Source organism: Brevibacterium salitolerans (genome assembly GCF_039531405.1).
Classification (GTDB): Bacteria; Actinomycetota; Actinomycetes; order Actinomycetales; family Brevibacteriaceae; genus Brevibacterium; species Brevibacterium salitolerans.
This window is the reverse complement of the sequence record NZ_BAAAPZ010000002.1, coordinates 294002-308291: the sequence shown is the minus strand read 5'-3', so window position 1 is coordinate 308291 and position 14290 is coordinate 294002. Positions and strand designations below refer to the sequence as shown.

15 protein-coding genes are annotated in these 14290 nt (G+C 68.8%); 13 read left to right on the top strand and 2 right to left on the bottom strand.

Annotated elements, in window-relative coordinates; genetic code table 11:
* Positions 1–151: 151 nt before the first annotated feature.
* Complete coding sequence (locus ABD240_RS02345) at positions 152–685, bottom strand: GNAT family N-acetyltransferase (RefSeq protein WP_344334794.1); 534 nt, start codon at positions 683–685, stop codon at positions 152–154.
* A gap of 115 nt (positions 686–800) precedes the next feature.
* Entirely contained in the window at positions 801–1406 is a 606-nt protein-coding gene (locus ABD240_RS02340) for a LysE family translocator (RefSeq protein WP_344334792.1), read from the bottom strand.
* 602 nt (positions 1407–2008) lie between these two features.
* Between ABD240_RS02340 and ABD240_RS02335 the strand changes: the two genes are divergently transcribed.
* The 13 genes from ABD240_RS02335 to ABD240_RS02275 all read left to right on the top strand — a co-directional run bounded on the left by ABD240_RS02335 (position 2009) and on the right by ABD240_RS02275 (position 14280).
* On the top strand, positions 2009–2899 hold the full coding sequence (locus tag ABD240_RS02335) for a helix-turn-helix domain-containing protein (RefSeq protein WP_344334790.1): 891 nt from the start codon (positions 2009–2011) through the stop codon (positions 2897–2899).
* 222 nt (positions 2900–3121) lie between these two features.
* Positions 3122–4207, top strand: a complete 1086-nt coding sequence (locus ABD240_RS02330; protein WP_344334789.1) for an ArdC-like ssDNA-binding domain-containing protein — start codon at positions 3122–3124, stop codon at positions 4205–4207.
* Positions 4207–5130 carry a bifunctional DNA primase/polymerase gene (locus ABD240_RS02325; RefSeq protein ID WP_344334787.1) on the top strand — a complete coding sequence of 308 codons (924 nt, stop codon included), beginning with the start codon at positions 4207–4209 and terminating at the stop codon, positions 5128–5130. Before ABD240_RS02330 ends, ABD240_RS02325 begins: the two co-directional genes overlap by 1 nt.
* Positions 5130–5918: a DUF2637 domain-containing protein gene (locus ABD240_RS02320; protein ID WP_344334786.1), complete on the top strand. Its 789-nt coding sequence runs from the start codon at positions 5130–5132 to the stop codon at positions 5916–5918. The genes ABD240_RS02325 and ABD240_RS02320 overlap by 1 nt, the downstream gene beginning before the upstream one ends.
* Positions 5915–6358, top strand: a complete 444-nt coding sequence (locus tag ABD240_RS02315; RefSeq protein WP_344334784.1) for a hypothetical protein — start codon at positions 5915–5917, stop codon at positions 6356–6358. The genes ABD240_RS02320 and ABD240_RS02315 overlap by 4 nt, the downstream gene beginning before the upstream one ends.
* Before the next feature lie 54 nt (positions 6359–6412).
* Positions 6413–7297, top strand: a complete 885-nt coding sequence (locus ABD240_RS02310) for a hypothetical protein (protein ID WP_344334782.1) — start codon at positions 6413–6415, stop codon at positions 7295–7297.
* Positions 7294–8310: a ParB N-terminal domain-containing protein gene (locus tag ABD240_RS02305; RefSeq protein WP_344334780.1), complete on the top strand. Its 1017-nt coding sequence runs from the start codon at positions 7294–7296 to the stop codon at positions 8308–8310. The genes ABD240_RS02310 and ABD240_RS02305 overlap by 4 nt, the downstream gene beginning before the upstream one ends.
* Positions 8311–8384: 74 nt before the next feature.
* A complete protein-coding gene (locus tag ABD240_RS02300; RefSeq protein ID WP_344334778.1) occupies positions 8385–9056 on the top strand; it encodes a hypothetical protein in 672 nt (223 codons plus the stop codon).
* Between the two features lie 15 nt (positions 9057–9071).
* Positions 9072–10730, top strand: coding sequence for a M23 family metallopeptidase (locus ABD240_RS02295; protein WP_344334776.1), 1659 nt, complete (start codon positions 9072–9074; stop codon positions 10728–10730).
* Complete coding sequence (locus ABD240_RS02290) at positions 10730–10996, top strand: DUF6112 family protein (RefSeq protein WP_344334774.1); 267 nt, start codon at positions 10730–10732, stop codon at positions 10994–10996. The genes ABD240_RS02295 and ABD240_RS02290 overlap by 1 nt, the downstream gene beginning before the upstream one ends.
* A gap of 126 nt (positions 10997–11122) precedes the next feature.
* Positions 11123–11407 (top strand): DUF6112 family protein, encoded by a 285-nt coding sequence (locus ABD240_RS02285; RefSeq protein ID WP_344334772.1) that lies wholly within the window; start codon positions 11123–11125, stop codon positions 11405–11407.
* A 35-nt stretch (positions 11408–11442) separates the two neighbouring features.
* Positions 11443–12807, top strand: a complete 1365-nt coding sequence (locus tag ABD240_RS02280; RefSeq protein WP_344334770.1) for a conjugal transfer protein TrbL — start codon at positions 11443–11445, stop codon at positions 12805–12807.
* 3 nt (positions 12808–12810) lie between these two features.
* Complete coding sequence (locus ABD240_RS02275; RefSeq protein ID WP_344334769.1) at positions 12811–14280, top strand: SCO6880 family protein; 1470 nt, start codon at positions 12811–12813, stop codon at positions 14278–14280.
* Positions 14281–14290: the final 10 nt, after the last annotated feature.

The window sequence follows — 14290 nt, the reverse complement described above, 5'->3', positions numbered from 1 at the left end:
TTCGCTCTCCCTGGAGCGCAACTTTCAGCTCTTGGTGAGTGTGAGCGCGGACTTCATCGTCAGATGGAGGCAGTAAGTTCACTCTTTAGCTGGTCCAGCATGCGAGCAGGGTACCGACAAGATCACGCGTAAGCGCTCGGACAACAACCTACTAGCCAAGGGCGCGGAAGTAGCTCAGAAATTCGGAGGCATTTCCGGAGGGTGCAACTCCAACCCCTCGCCTTCGGAAGATGAATCCGGCTCTGACGAGGGCACGTTGTGACGCCGAGTTCTCTGGCACGGTTCGAGCGGTAAGTTCCTGCAGTCCACTTTCTCGGGCGAATCGGACGGCGAGATTCAGGGCGGCAATGCTCAACCCTGACCCACGGTAGGCAGGGTGAATCCAAAAGCCGACTTCCCCCAACAGTTCGGTGACATTAAAGATAACGAGACTGCCTGCAAATGCGTCAGTAAAGCTGTCTGCGATTGCAAGAACTCCCAGATCGCCGCGAGTCAGGCCGGGAACCGCCTCCCGTACGATCATCTTCTTGACCGACGTGGGCGTGTATTCCGATTCCGGAAGGTGCCCGTACTTGCGCACGGCTGGATCGGCGGCGCCTTCAGCGAAGGCAATGGCGTCATCGGACTCAATCGCACGCAGTCGTACGCTCTGACTTTCGAGTGGGAGTAACGATGCGTCAAGCATGAAAACTGCCTTAGGTCAAATATGGGTACGTGAGGTGTTGTGACTATCGCTGACAGGCTGGGCGACGCTCGTTCGGCTCGCACTGACGTGGAGTTCGCATCGCATCTGCACCCCTTCAGCTCTTGGCGGGCGTGAGCGCCAGTGTGGCCCCCATGCCGATGAGCACACCGCCGCCGACGCCGCGCATGGTGGCCATACGTCGCGGTGAGGTGGCGAGCCAGCGCCGAGCCGCCGAGGCGATCAGCACCCAGCACGCGTCGCAGCAGAACGCGATCACAGTGAACACGAGGCCCAGGATCATCATCTGGATCGGCACGCCTCCGGTGCCCCGATTCACGAACTGCGGAAGGACGGCGACGAAGAACACGATCGTCTTGGGGTTGGTCACGCCCACGACGATCCCCTGCAGCAGAGTGCGCCAGGACGAGACATGACGGTCGACCTCGGTAGCACCCAGCGTCAGACCCATCTTCCTTTGACGGATCGCCTGAACTCCCAGGTAGACGAGATACCCGGCGCCCAACAGCTTGACGGCGAGGAACGCCGGAGCCGAGTAAGCGACGAGATTGCCCACGCCGGCGGCGACCAGCAGCACCAGGGGGATCCCTCCAAGTTCGTTGCCGAGCACGCTCAGCAAGCCGCCGCGCTTACCGAGAGCCAACGAACGCCCGATTACGAACAGCACGCTCGGTCCCGGGATCACGATCAACGCGAACGACATCAGAGCGAACCCCGCGACTGACTGTAGGTCCAACCGACTACTCCTTCGTGTCTAGCCCTGGGCTAACGCGGGACCCGCGCCCGGATGCAGGGCCATGCGCGGAGCGGGCAGTGTCGGCGGGAGGCGATCGCCGCTGGCAGCGACGATAGGAGCGGACCACCACCATCCTTCTCTCTCTTGCGATTGGTTGCATACTCGATAATAATATGGTCATGGTGCGGAGGAGGCAACCCGGCAGCAACCCGGCTCGGCGAGCGCGTACTGCTCCTGCCGCTTCAGCTTCGCGCGTCGCGTCGGCGAGGAACCGCGTCGTCCCCGCACATGCAATCGTTCTAGGCGACGTATGGCGCCTATAGTCTGCCCATTTCGTACACGAGATGTCGTGTCGAACAGGGGGCGCGAGGTTACGCGATACCCTCCACCAGAGCTGCCCCGTTTAGAGACAGTCGGCTCGTCGCAGATCACTCTCGTCGTCACGTTCACGGCGCAGCGAATGCCGGGGTTCTGCCGGTTGTTCGTAAGGTTCCCCAGCTGCGGTGGCACGCGTTGACCGGAGAGAGTCGCCCTTTGGAGCATGTGCCGTCAAAAAGTACGTGCCTGTCATGGCGCGCACCCGCTCTGATCGCGCCGCATCGTCGCCAGCGGCATTTGATTGCGTGCAGTTGATCGTTGTCCGCGATGGATCGGCGGTCGTGTTCGGTGACTTCGGCCGCCATCACATCAACATCGGCGACGTGATCGTACTGGCCCCGCACATGCTCTGTGGGATGGAACCTGCGGGCACAGTCAGAACGACCACCGTGTATATCGATCAGGACTACCTGGTTGACATGACGTTCTGGAAGTACGCGCACTACATGTGCGATCGCTTCGATGCAAAACAGCTCTTCGCGTCCCGCTGCTCCGAGTCGACGCAGCTTCTCCGGCTTGGGGAGAAACACGCCGAGATCCTCGGGCCTTGGCTCGATGAACTCAGCAGGTTCAGCATCGAGAACCCCGGACCTGGGACATTTCATCGGACTCAAGCGCGGCTGTCTGACATCTTGGACGTGATCGTCCCATACCTGGGCTCGACCGGTGTACAGACGGCTTCGTCGCGCAGAACATCTCACCCTGCCGCCCCTCGCCACCGTCCCTACACTGCGTTGCGTCGCGAGGCTCATCGGGCTGCGGCCCTGATGCGAGCCGATATCGCCCATCGGTGGACGCTGGCGGAGCTCTCGGCACAAGCGCACTTGTCTCCGTCGCAGCTCGGGCGCGTGTTCACCGCGGCATTCGGAAAGTCTCCGATCGCGTACCTCACGATGCTCCGCGTCGAACGGATGGCGCTCCTCCTGCGGAACACGGACACACCGCTCGGGACCATCGCGAAGGAGGTCGGTTGGCGGGATGCTGACTTCGCAGCCCGCCAGTTCCGGCGAGCTATCGGGGCGCCCCCGAGCCAGTATCGAGCCACGATTGCGACGCGTGCCGGGAAACGACGAGCCGGTTGATCTACGCATCCTTCAGGTTGATATCCGCAGGATGGCGCCTACGCCGCCCGATCGACCGTCTCATCCGGTAGTCCGGTTGTGACTCGTCGGGTTCATCGCGGAGCTTGACGGTCACCGTCTCCATCCGGCGCCTGTCTCGTTCTCATGTTCTTCCCGGCGTACCTCATGGTCGCAAGGGCCTGCGATTCACGCCGCGGGCCTCGCCGGGAGGAGGTGTGTGTCATGGCGACGAACGAGGAGGCGAGAGCAGCGCGGCAGGCGAAGCTCGAGGAACTGCAAGAGAGGCTCACGGGCGCGGTTGAGCACCTGGTCGCGGGCGACGACTGGGCGGAGGCGCTGCGGTTCGCGGCGCGGTTCCGGTCTCGATCGTTCAACAACGTCCTGCTGATATGGACTCAGCACCAGACGGCGTTCGAGCAGGGCCGGGTACCCTCGCCGTTCCCGACCTATGTCGCCGGGTACAAACAGTGGCAGCAGCTCGGCCGCCAGGTCGAGAAAGGCCAGACCGGGTACCAGATTCTCGCCCCGGTCACCGGCAAATTCGCCTCCGCCAGCCCCTCCGATCCCGCATCGTGGCGGCGCCTGAAGCGTGGCGAGAAGCCGAAGCCAGGCGAGACGGTGCGTTCGAAGATGGCCGGGGTGCGCCCGACCTACGTCTGGGATGTCTCCCAGACCAGCGGCGAGCCGATCCCCGAGCGGCCCGAACCTCAGATCCTCAAAGGCGAGACACCGGCCGGGCTTCGTGACGGCCTGGCCCGGCGGGTGCATGCGGAGGGGTTCGAGCTGCTGTGGGTGTCGCACGAGGGCATGATCCACGGCGCCAACGGTCTCACGAACTACGAGACCCGGCAGGTCGCAGTCCGCACGAACATGGACGACGCCGCCCAGGTGAAGACCCTTGCCCACGAGCTCGCCCACGTCCTCATGCACGGCCCAGCCCAGGAGGCCGCCCGCCAGCATCGCGGGATCGGCGAGGTCGAGGCCGAGTCGGTGGCGCTGATGATCGGCGCTGCCCACGGAATGGACACCACGGACTACACGATCCCATACGTCGCGGGCTGGGCCGCGAACGTCGACGGGAAGAACCCCGTCGAGATCGTCCAGGCGGCCGGCGAGCGGATACGGAAGACCGCCCTCGATGTGCTCGACCGGCTCGATACCGAGCAGGCGAGCAACGGCGTCCCGCCCGGCCGTACACAGGAGACATCCGAGCGGCAGACCCCGGAGCGCGACCGGAGCCGTAAGACGCCGGCGCGGGAGGCCGAGGAGCCTCATCCTGAGCTCGCGACACCAGAGCGGGGGCTGTGATGACGGCCCGCGACCTGTCGGCGATCTTCCTCAACGCCACCGGGCAGCCACTCCCGCACGCGGCCCGCTCTCTCGCTGCCGCGATGGTGCCGGTGTTCCCGGTTGCGCCGCGCGACAAGGTGCCGCTGATCCGCAACGGCCGTGGGTTCCGGGATGCGACGACGAACCTGCGCCAGGTCGAGGCGTGGTGGCGCCGTGCCCCGCACGCGAACATCGGGATACCCACCGGCGCCGTCTCGGGCCTGGTTGTGGTGGATGTGGACGTGCACGGCACGAACGGCTACGACGCCCTGAACCGTGCAGACCGGAACGGCCTCGTGACCGGTTGGGAGTTTCTGGTGCGCTCGCCCACGGGCGGCCTGCACCTCTACTACCCAGCCGCCGAAGAGATTGAGCAGCGGTCGTGGCAGGCCGGAGATGCGGGGATCGACTTCCGCGGCGACGGCGGCTACATCGTCGCCCCACCCTCGCTGCGCGTGATCGACGGCGAGACCGTGCCCTACCGGATCACCGAGCTCGGCACCGACCCCGCACACCCACTGGACGCAGGCCGGCTACGGGGCTTCCTCGAACCGCCCCGCCCGCCGCGCCGATTCCCAACCCATGCGCACGGGCAGGGGCGGACTGATCCGCAGAAGCTTGCGAACTGGCTGGGCGGAGAGCGCACCGACCGGAACCGGAAGCTGTTCTGGGCCTCCTGCGTCCTCGCCGAGGAAGGCGTGCCGTATCGGGAGGCGCTGGACGCGATGCTCACGGTCGAGCAGCCCGACTTCGGGCCGCGGGAGATCACCCGCACCGTCACCTCCGGCTACAAGCGCATCCACGGCACCCCGCCCACAGCTGGTGAGGCGAGGGTGTCCCGCCCCAACCCAGCGCGTGACGCGGCCCCGAAGCAGCGGCTCGCGCCTGTGAGGGGGCTGTGATGAATCGGCGGCGCGGGTGGGTGGTGGTCACGGCCGCGTCGGGCACTGTGCTCATCGGTGCCGGCGCGTTCTGGCTGTCGTTCACGGCACTGGCCGACCTCGCCGTGCGCTCGGGGATCGGGGCTGGGCAGGCGTGGATCTGGCCGCTGCTGGTCGATGGGCTGATCGTGGTCGCAACCGTCGCCGTGGTCGCTCTCGATGGGCGCCGGGCGGCCTGGTATCCGTGGGCGCTGCTGATCGCGGGTGCGCTGATGTCGGTGACCGCTAACGCCGCTCACGCCCTGGTCACCGCCGAGGCGTCCGTGCCGGGCCTGCTCGCCGCGACCGTCGCCGCCGTCCCGCCACTGGTGCTGCTGGCCTCCACCCATCTGACCGTCGTGCTCATCCGCTCCACCCGCGACACGACCACACCGCCTCAGACGGAGGTACCTCCGCCGGCTCTGCCGGCGGCAGGCACCGCGCCCGAGAACCCGTCCCCGCGCTCGGCGCCGGAGCCCGACGATCCCTCACCGCCGCACGAGGACGAGGACGAAGTAGAGCCGACCGCGCGCGTGACGCCCGAGGCCAGCGAGTCGGCTCCGACGGTGGCTGGTTCTGGTCGGCGGGCGCGGGCGGCGCGGCTGCGGGAGGCGGGCTGGTCGAACAAGCAGATCGCCCGCGAACTCGCTGTGCACCCCTCGACCGTGGGCCGCTGGTTTCCCCGACAGCCCGAGGCCGAGGTGTCTGAGTCGTCCGGCCCGCAGGAGGCCGGCACCCCACCTGAACATTCCGAGGAGGAACCGTCATGAAGACCGAACAGCACCCGCACGACCAGCAGTCGCCCGAGCAGCCGCCACCATCCGAGGCAGCAGGGCCGGAGCGGCGTGACCCGTCGGCGGGGGTGGCGCCCGAGGCGATCCAGGCCGCCGACGTCGACCGCGAGAAGCAAAGCGCGGAGGGCGTGGACGTGGAGAAGCCGACGCGCGGGGTGGACTGGGTGCGCGCCTCCGATCTGATCGCCCGTGGCAGCGGCTACGTGTCGCGGCGAGGCCTCGACCTGAACGCCAAGCTCGCTCGTGGGACCTGGCACGGCATTGCGGTCAGCGCCAAGTATGTAGGTCGGCAGCTCGCCGCGGGTGCGAGGCGGCTGCCGCCGGTCTCGGCATTCGGCCGCGACGAGCCCGCGCCCGAGGCGCCGGGTCTGACCGGGGTGAGCCGTCATGTCTACGATCCGACGTTCTTTCCCTGACCGCCCGGCTGCTCGTGGGAGTCGGCGTGCACCTGCCTGGCAGGAGGTGCCGAGATGATTCCGCATACAACGACGGCTGCCGCCCCGGGAGGCGGCGAGGACTACACGATCGGCGAGGGCCTGCGCGCCCTGCTGGCCCGGCTGCACGCGGAAGGGCCGGGCGCGTGGCGCACCGATCCGACCGCCGCGAAGCTGATGGCCTACGCGGCCGACAAGTATGCCGCTCTGGCGCGTAAGCATGGCCTTGATCCGTGGGAGGCGGCGGGTGCCGCGTTCGATGTGATGCGCACCCGTTCCGCGCGCGAGGCCGATGACCCGTGGGGCGTGGTCACCCACGCGGTGCGGATCACCTGCATCGCCGAGGAGCGCGCCCAAGGCCTGCTGTGCTCGACGCATCAGGCGCGCCGCCCGCACTACTCGGTCTTCCACGACGCCGAACGTCTCTCCGACCGGGAGAACCCGCTGGATGACTACCATCCCGCGTTCCACATCACCGACCCCCACCCCGACGACGAACACGACGAGAACGGGAGTGTGAGGGAGGTGGTGGAGCCGGCCGGGGTGGTCACGTCGGCGTCTGGTGCGGTGGAGGACGCGATCGCGTTCGTCACCGTCCTCGGCTGGCCGGCCCAGACGGCCCGCGCTGCGGTAGAGCATGTCTGCCACGCCCTCGCCCGTGCGGGATCGCGGCAGTCTGCGTTCGAGGTGCTGCGCCGCGACAAGCACTCCCGTGCCCTGCTGGACCTGCCCGGCTCGTCGTGGACGGCGCTGCTGCGGGCACTGCTCGGCAACCCCGCACCCGGGGTCGCCGCGACCTCGGCGGGGCGGGGCATCCTGCTCAGGTTGTTGATCGGTGAGACGCTGCCGGTGCTGCTGCACGACGACGACCTCGTGCTCACCGTGTCACTGGCGGCACCCCGGAACGGGGGTCGGCGATGAGTATCGAGCTGGAGCGGGCGGTGTCGTCGATCCGGGTCGGGAACCGGCACCGCACCGACCTGGGCGACATCGATGCCCTGGCCGCGTCCATCGCTCGCGACGGGCTGCTCCAGCCCCCGACGATCACCCCGGACGGGGTGCTGGTGTGCGGTAGGCGCCGGCTCGCCGCGATCCAGCAGCTCGGCTGGCGCACCGTGAACGTGTGGGTGCGGCAAGGGATCTCCGACCGGCTCGGGCATCTCCTCGCCGAGCAGGACGACAACCTCCTGCACAAGGACCTCACCCCACTGGAAGCAGCGAGCCTGTACCGGGAGCTCAAGGAGCTGTTGGCCGAGGACGCCGCCCGTCGTCAGGAAGCATCCCGGTTCAGCAGCGACTACCAACCGTCCGAGAACGGCGAGGGTGGGGAGCACGGTGGCGGAAAATTTCCGGCACCGTCACCGGCTCCGGCGGGTGAGGCGCGTCAGCAGGCGGCGGCGATGATCCCGGGAGCGGCGTCGTATCGGACGTTGGACAAGATCGAGGCGATCCAGCAGGCGGCCGAACGTGACGACCTACCCGACGACACCCGCGCGGTCGTGTTGGATGCGTTGGCGCGGATCGAGGCGGGGGCGCCGGTGCATCCGATCTTCGAGGAGGTCCGCGCCCTCATCGACGATCCCGCCCGGAGCCGGGATGCGGAGCTGGACCGGCTCGCGCAGGAAGCGGTCACCCGCGCCAAGAACCGGCCCCGCCGCACGAAGAAGACGGCCGTTCCCGCGCCGGCGGGCCTCACGGTGTGGACGGCCCGCTCGTTCGTCGTGATCTGGGGCGAACTGGCCGACTGGTGGACGCATTACGACCCGGCCGTGCTCGCCGGCGAGCTCACCGAGGAGCAGATCGAGATGTTCCTGACGATCGCCGACGGCACCGCCCGCTTCGCCACCGCCCTCCGCGCCGCACGCGACCGCAAGACCAACGACGAAGACCGTGAAGAGGGTGAGGGTGGCGTGCGGCATCTTCGCGCCCTCTGACCTCTCTCGTTTCGCCGCCCCGGATCCCTGCGTGGGTGCCGGGGCGGATGTACGTCGGGGCGCACCTGGTGGGCATGAACTCGACAGATGCTTCTCGTTCCCGCCGCCGGCTGGTCGTGCTGATCTCGGCCGCGGTCGTCGTGCTGCTGCTGGTCGGCGTCGGGGTCTACGGCCTGGTCTCCGGCCCCCGCACCACCAGCGACCCGCCGCCCGCGCGCCCGTCACCGACCGCACCGGGCACGACGGACCGGGGGCCGCGGGAGCTGGCGCCGATCCCCGAGACCGACGACGCGGAGGCGTTCGCCCGGCACGTTGCCGAGGCGCTGTTCGGGTGGGATACGACCAGCGGGCTGATGCCGCTGGATTACACGAGCGTGCTCCTGAAGGTTGCCGATCCCTCGGGGATCGAGCAGGCGGGTCTTGCCTCGGATATCGCCGGCTACCTCCCGAACCGCGACACCTGGGTCGAGCTGCGCACATACTCCACCACCCAGCACCTGGAGATCACCAACGTGTTCGTGCCGGAGGCGTGGGCGGAGGCCGAATCGCAGGCGCAGCCGGGGCAGCTGGCGCCCGGCACGACGGCATACACGATCGAGGGTGTTCGCCACCGGCAGGGCATCTGGAATGACGAGGCGACGTCGAGTGCGCATGAGGTGGCGTTCACGATCTTCCTGACCTGCCCGCCGGGTGGCGACCCGTGCTATCTGCTGCGCCTGTCCGTCCTCGACCAGCCCCTGCGCTGACATGAGGAGACTCTGATGCTGCGCAAAGCGATCGCGGGGCTCGCTGCCCTCGTCCTGCTCGGCCCGATGGTCGTCCTCGTCTCGGTCGGGCTGCTCGTCAACCCCTCCGCCGCCTCCTGCGCCGCCCCCGGCGGCAGCGTGCAGGTCGGCGACGTGCCGGACGACCTGACCTCGACCACCCGCGACGGGGAACAGATCGTCCTCGGCAAGGCCGAGCTCACCCACGCCGCCACGATCATCGAGACCGGCAACGCCACCGACGGGGTCGGCCGGGATGGGATCGTGATCGCGTTGATGGCGGCGCTGACCGAGTCGCGGATGCGGATGCTCGCCAACACCTCCGCGTATCCGGAGAGCGGCGAGTACCCGAACGACGGCGACGGCTCGGATCACGACTCCCTCGGTTTGTTTCAGATGCGGCCGGCCTCCGGGTGGGGCACCGTCGCCGAGCTCATGGACCCCGACTATCAGGCCGCCGCGTTCTATGGTGGCCCGGGCGGCCCCAACACCGGCTCACCCAGGGGGCTGCTGGACATTCCCGGCTGGGAGCAGATGGGCAAGGGCGAGGCCGCCCAAGCCGTGGAAGTCAGCGCGTTCCCGGACCGGTACGACAACTACGAGCCCGTCGCCGAAGACATCCTCGCCGCCCTCACCGGCAGCGGCAGCGCCAGCGGCGATCCCGGCCCCGCACGTGCCCCGGTCCTGGTGGGTGCGGAGCCGGTCGAGTCTGCGCGGGTGGTGTTCCCGCTCCCGGAGGGCACGTGGGTGCCGACCAGCCCGTTCGGGCCGAGGACGCATCCGATCACCGGGGAGCAGTCCTTCCACACCGGCAACGATTTCTCCGCCCCGGACGGCACCCCGATCCTCGCGGCCGCGGACGGCACCGTGACGGTCTCGGAGTTCTCCGGCGGCTACGGGGGTCTCGTCGTCATCGAGCACCGCATCGACGGGAAGACCATGGCGACCGCGTACGCGCATTCCTGGGAGGACGGCATCCACGTCGCGCCGGGTGACACGGTGCGGGCGGGGCAGCACATCGCCGACGTCGGCAGCTCGGGGATGTCGACGGGGCCGCATCTGCATTTCGAGGTCCGCGACGGCGGCACCGACGGCGAGTACATCGATCCCGCGAAGTGGCTCAACGACCATGACGCCGCCGACCTCGACGAGTCCGACGTCACCCCGCCCGGACAGCACGAGGACTGCGACACCGAGCAGGGCACGCCGGGTGATCCGGCCCCGGTCGACGGTGACCCGGACGAGCTGGTGGACGACCCCACCACGGATGGGCAGATCACGGTGCGGATGCGCAGCGTCTACGAACAGACCCTCGCCGCGTTCCCGGAGTCGACGTGGGCGTGCTACTCGCCCCGCCCCGGCAGCAAGTCCGAGCACCCGATCGGCAGAGCCTGTGATGTGGCGTTCGGGAACGCGATCGGCCAGTACCCGACCCCGGCCCAGCTCGAGTACGGGTGGCAGGTCACCGACTGGCTCCAAGAGCACGCCGAGACCCTCGACGTCGAATACCTGATCTGGCAGGGCAAAATCTGGAACGTCAACCGCGCCGGCGAGGGCTGGCGCGACTACAGCGGCGGCGAGATGCACAACCCCTCAGATGTGACCGGCGGGCACTTCGACCACCTCCACATCACCGTGAAAGCCGGTGAGGCGTGATGGGAGTGTTCCCGGATTTCGAGGGGCTGTCGGGGATCGAGGACCTGCGGGAGGTCGCCGGCGCGCTGTTGATGTTCGTGCTCATCGTCGCGGTGCTGATGCTCATCGTCTCCGGCATCTGCTGGGCGATCGGCTCCAGCAACGGCAACTACCAGCTCGCTCACCGTGGCCGGGCCGGCGTGTTCGTCTCCTTCGCCGGCGCGATCCTCGCCGGCGCCGGCGTCGCCTGGCTGAACTGGCTCATCACCATCGGCAACCAGCTCTAACCCCGCCGCGGCCGTCTTCGGTTTTCTCTGGCCCGCCCCTCGGGTGCTTCGGCACCTCGGGGCGGGTCTTTCGTGCGCCCCTGGGCGCGGGTGGTGCACCTGGCGGTCGGAACTGTCTCTCGTCTCGTGAAAGGGCACATCGTGATCGACATCGACCCCAACTCCAGCGGACTGCCGGGCATCGAGCAGCTGCGCACCATCGTCGGCGCCGTGATGACCGTCGGCCTCATCCTCAGCGTGCTGGCCCTGATCGTCTCCGCGATCGTCTGGGCCTACGGCTCCAACTCGTCCAACCCGCACCTCGCCGGGCGGGGGAAGACGGGGCTGCTGATCTCCTGCGGCGCGGCCGTGATCTGCGGCGCCGCCGTCGCGCTGGTGAACTTCGGCTGGTCGGTCGGCCAGCAGGTCTAACCCCTCTCTTCTGCGTGTGAAAGGAGGGGTGCGCCGTGAGCGTGTGCGACATCCCCGTCATCTCCAACGTGTGCGACGCCGTCGGTGAGGGCACCGCGTCCCTGATCGCCGCCCCGTTCGACTGGCTCGCCTCCTCGATGGCCGGGGCCGCGGCCTGGCTGATGGAGACGATGTGGACCGTCTTCGACACCACCACCCTGGTCGACCTGAACCAGGACGGGTTCGTCTCGGTCTACAACATCGTCTTCGGGATCGCCCTGTTCATCATCGCGATCTTCTTCTTCCTGCAACTGATCACCGGGATGATCCAGCGCGACCCGGGCGCCCTGTCCCGTGCCGCGCTCGGGGCGGGCAAGTCGATCCTCGGCAGCTTCGTGGTCATCACGTTGACGACGGTGCTGCTGGAGATCGTCGACCAGCTCTGCATTGGCCTCATCCAGGCCGCCGGGGAGACCACCGAGTCGATGGGCAACCAACTCCTCCTGCTCGCTGGCGCCCTCGCGGGGCTGAACATCACGGCTCCCGGCGTCGGCGCGATCGTGTCGATCTTCCTGGCCGGGTTGATGATCGCCGCGATCGGCATCGTCTGGTTCAGCTTGTTGATCCGCAAGGCGCTGATTCTCGTCACCGTGGTGCTGGCCCCGCTGGCGTTGTCGGGGGCGTCGTGGGATGTGACCAAGGGGTGGATCGGGAAGTGGGTGACGTTCCTGATCGCCCTGATCGTCTCGAAGCTGGTGCTCGTCGTGGTGTTCCTGGTCGCGATCACGCAGGTCGCGACCCCCATCGACGCCGGCCTAACCGCGGTGACCGAGCCCATCGCCGGGATCGTGCTGCTCGGCATCGCGGCCTTCGCCCCCTACATGGTCTACCGACTCCTGAGCTTCGTGGGCTTCGACCTCTACAACACCATGGGCGCCGAACAGGACGCCAAGAACGCCATGAACCGGCCCCTCCCGGTCCCCACCCGGGGCGGCGAGGGCCCGAAGAAGATCCTCGACGGCTCCAGCGGCGGAGACGGCGGGGGTGACGGTGATGGGGGTGGGAGCCCGCCTACGAAGCCGCCCGCCAGCACCGAGACCGCGGGCACGGAGACCGCGACCGCCGAGGCGGGAACGGAGACCGCCGCGAGCAGCGGACCTGCCGCCCCGGTCGTGGCCGGCGTGATCGTCGCCAAAGAAGCCGCCGAGGCCGGCCCCGAGGCCGGCCACGAGGTAGGCACCCAGGCCGACACCGCCGCCGCGGGAGCCCAGAACACCGGCAACACCACCAACGACAGTAACGGCGACGGCGGCCCGGGCGGCGGTGCGCTGCCGGCTCCGTCGGCGCCGGTGCCGAACACCCCGACCGAACCGGCCGCCCCCGCGCCGGCGGACCCTGGCCCGGCCGGCGGGAAGGAGTAGGCGATGCCCCGCACCGACGACACCACCACGACTACCGGCGAGCTGGTGCCGGTGAAGTTCTCCCGCCTCACCCGACGCGGCCTCATCCTGGGCCTGTCGCTGTCGCAGATGATCGCCCTCGGCATCGGCGGCGCCTCCCTGATCGGAGCGCTGTATGCCGGCGGCGGCATCCTCATCGCCTACTCCGCCCCCATCTGGGCGGTTGCGATCGCCCTGACCTGGGTGAAGACCGGGGGCCGGGCCCTGGTCGAATGGATACCCGTCTGCGCCTGGTGGGCCTGGCGCACCACCGGTGGACAGCTCGCCTACCGGCGCCGGATCGTCGCCCCGAGACCCGAGGGCACGCTCGCCCTGCCGGGAGATATGGCCCGGCTGCGCGAGTACACCCACCCCGAGACCGGGGCCGGGATGATCCACGACCCGACCGCGAACACGCTGACCGTGGTGGTGTCGGTGACGCATCCGGCGTTCGTGCTGCTGGACCCCTCCGAGCAGCACCGCCGCGTCACCGCCTGGGGCCGCGTGCTCGCCACGATCTGCCGCTCCGGCCGCGTCGCCACCCTCCAAGTCCTGGAACGCACCCTGCCCGATTCCGGGCAGGGGCTCGCCGAATGGTGGGCCGAACACGGCACCCACGACACCTCCTGGGCTTCGACCACCTATAGCGAGCTGATCGACCGGGCCGGGCCTGCCGGGGAACGCCACGCCACGACGCTGTCGCTGTCGTTGGATATGAAGGCGGCGGGCCGGCAGATCCGCACCGCCGGCGGCGGCCTCAAAGGTGCGGCGAACGTGCTCCGCCAGGAGATGACCACCCTCAACTCCGCGCTCCGCGCCGCCGACCTCACCCCCTCCGGCTGGCTGTCCACGGGTGAGCTGGCGGTGATGCTGCGCACCGCCTACGATCCCGCGATCGGGCCGACCCTGGAACGCCACGGCCAGCTCGGCCAGGACCTCGCCGCCGCCGGCCCGGTCGCGGTCGCCGAGACGTGGGAGCGCCTGCGCACCGACTCCGGGTACCACGCCGTGCTCTGGATCAGCGAATGGCCCCGCGCGATGGTCTATCCCGGGTTCCTCGCCCCGGTGACGTTGTCGACGGGGATACAGCGGTCGATCTCGCTGATCTGCACCCCGCTCAGAACCGACCAGGCCGTCCGCGACATCCGCAAGAAGAAGGTGGAATACATCAGCGACCGCGCCCAGCGGGCGAAGATCGGCCAGATCCAAGACGCCTCCCAGACCGCCGAGTACGAGGACGTGCTGCGCCAGGAAGCCGACCTGACCGCCGGGCACGGGGTGCTGCGCTACACCGGCCTCATCGCCGTCACCGCCCCCACCGTTGAGGAGCTCGACACCGCGGTCGCGGCGATCGAGCAGGCAGCGATCCAAGCCTCCTGCGAAACGAGGCGGCTGGTCGGGCAGCAGGCGGTCGCGTTCACCGCCGCCGCCCTGCCCATCGCCCGCCGCATCTAACACCCTCCGC

What these genes read in the sequence shown, in the direction of transcription:
- ABD240_RS02290 (WP_344334774.1), top strand. Translation starts at nt 10,730, where the DNA reads ATGGGAGTGTTCCCGGATTTCGAGGGGCTGTCGGGGATCGAGGACCTG.
- ABD240_RS02320 (WP_344334786.1), top strand. Translation starts at nt 5,130, where the DNA reads ATGAATCGGCGGCGCGGGTGGGTGGTGGTCACGGCCGCGTCGGGCACT.
- ABD240_RS02275 (WP_344334769.1), top strand. Translation starts at nt 12,811, where the DNA reads ATGCCCCGCACCGACGACACCACCACGACTACCGGCGAGCTGGTGCCG.
- ABD240_RS02300 (WP_344334778.1), top strand. Translation starts at nt 8,385, where the DNA reads ATGAACTCGACAGATGCTTCTCGTTCCCGCCGCCGGCTGGTCGTGCTG.
- ABD240_RS02335 (WP_344334790.1), top strand. Translation starts at nt 2,009, where the DNA reads ATGGCGCGCACCCGCTCTGATCGCGCCGCATCGTCGCCAGCGGCATTT.
- ABD240_RS02315 (WP_344334784.1), top strand. Translation starts at nt 5,915, where the DNA reads ATGAAGACCGAACAGCACCCGCACGACCAGCAGTCGCCCGAGCAGCCG.
- ABD240_RS02345 (WP_344334794.1), bottom strand. Translation starts at nt 685, where the DNA reads ATGCTTGACGCATCGTTACTCCCACTCGAAAGTCAGAGCGTACGACTG.
- ABD240_RS02310 (WP_344334782.1), top strand. Translation starts at nt 6,413, where the DNA reads ATGATTCCGCATACAACGACGGCTGCCGCCCCGGGAGGCGGCGAGGAC.
- ABD240_RS02325 (WP_344334787.1), top strand. Translation starts at nt 4,207, where the DNA reads ATGACGGCCCGCGACCTGTCGGCGATCTTCCTCAACGCCACCGGGCAG.
- ABD240_RS02305 (WP_344334780.1), top strand. Translation starts at nt 7,294, where the DNA reads ATGAGTATCGAGCTGGAGCGGGCGGTGTCGTCGATCCGGGTCGGGAAC.
- ABD240_RS02330 (WP_344334789.1), top strand. Translation starts at nt 3,122, where the DNA reads ATGGCGACGAACGAGGAGGCGAGAGCAGCGCGGCAGGCGAAGCTCGAG.
- ABD240_RS02295 (WP_344334776.1), top strand. Translation starts at nt 9,072, where the DNA reads ATGCTGCGCAAAGCGATCGCGGGGCTCGCTGCCCTCGTCCTGCTCGGC.
- ABD240_RS02340 (WP_344334792.1), bottom strand. Translation starts at nt 1,406, where the DNA reads ATGTCGTTCGCGTTGATCGTGATCCCGGGACCGAGCGTGCTGTTCGTA.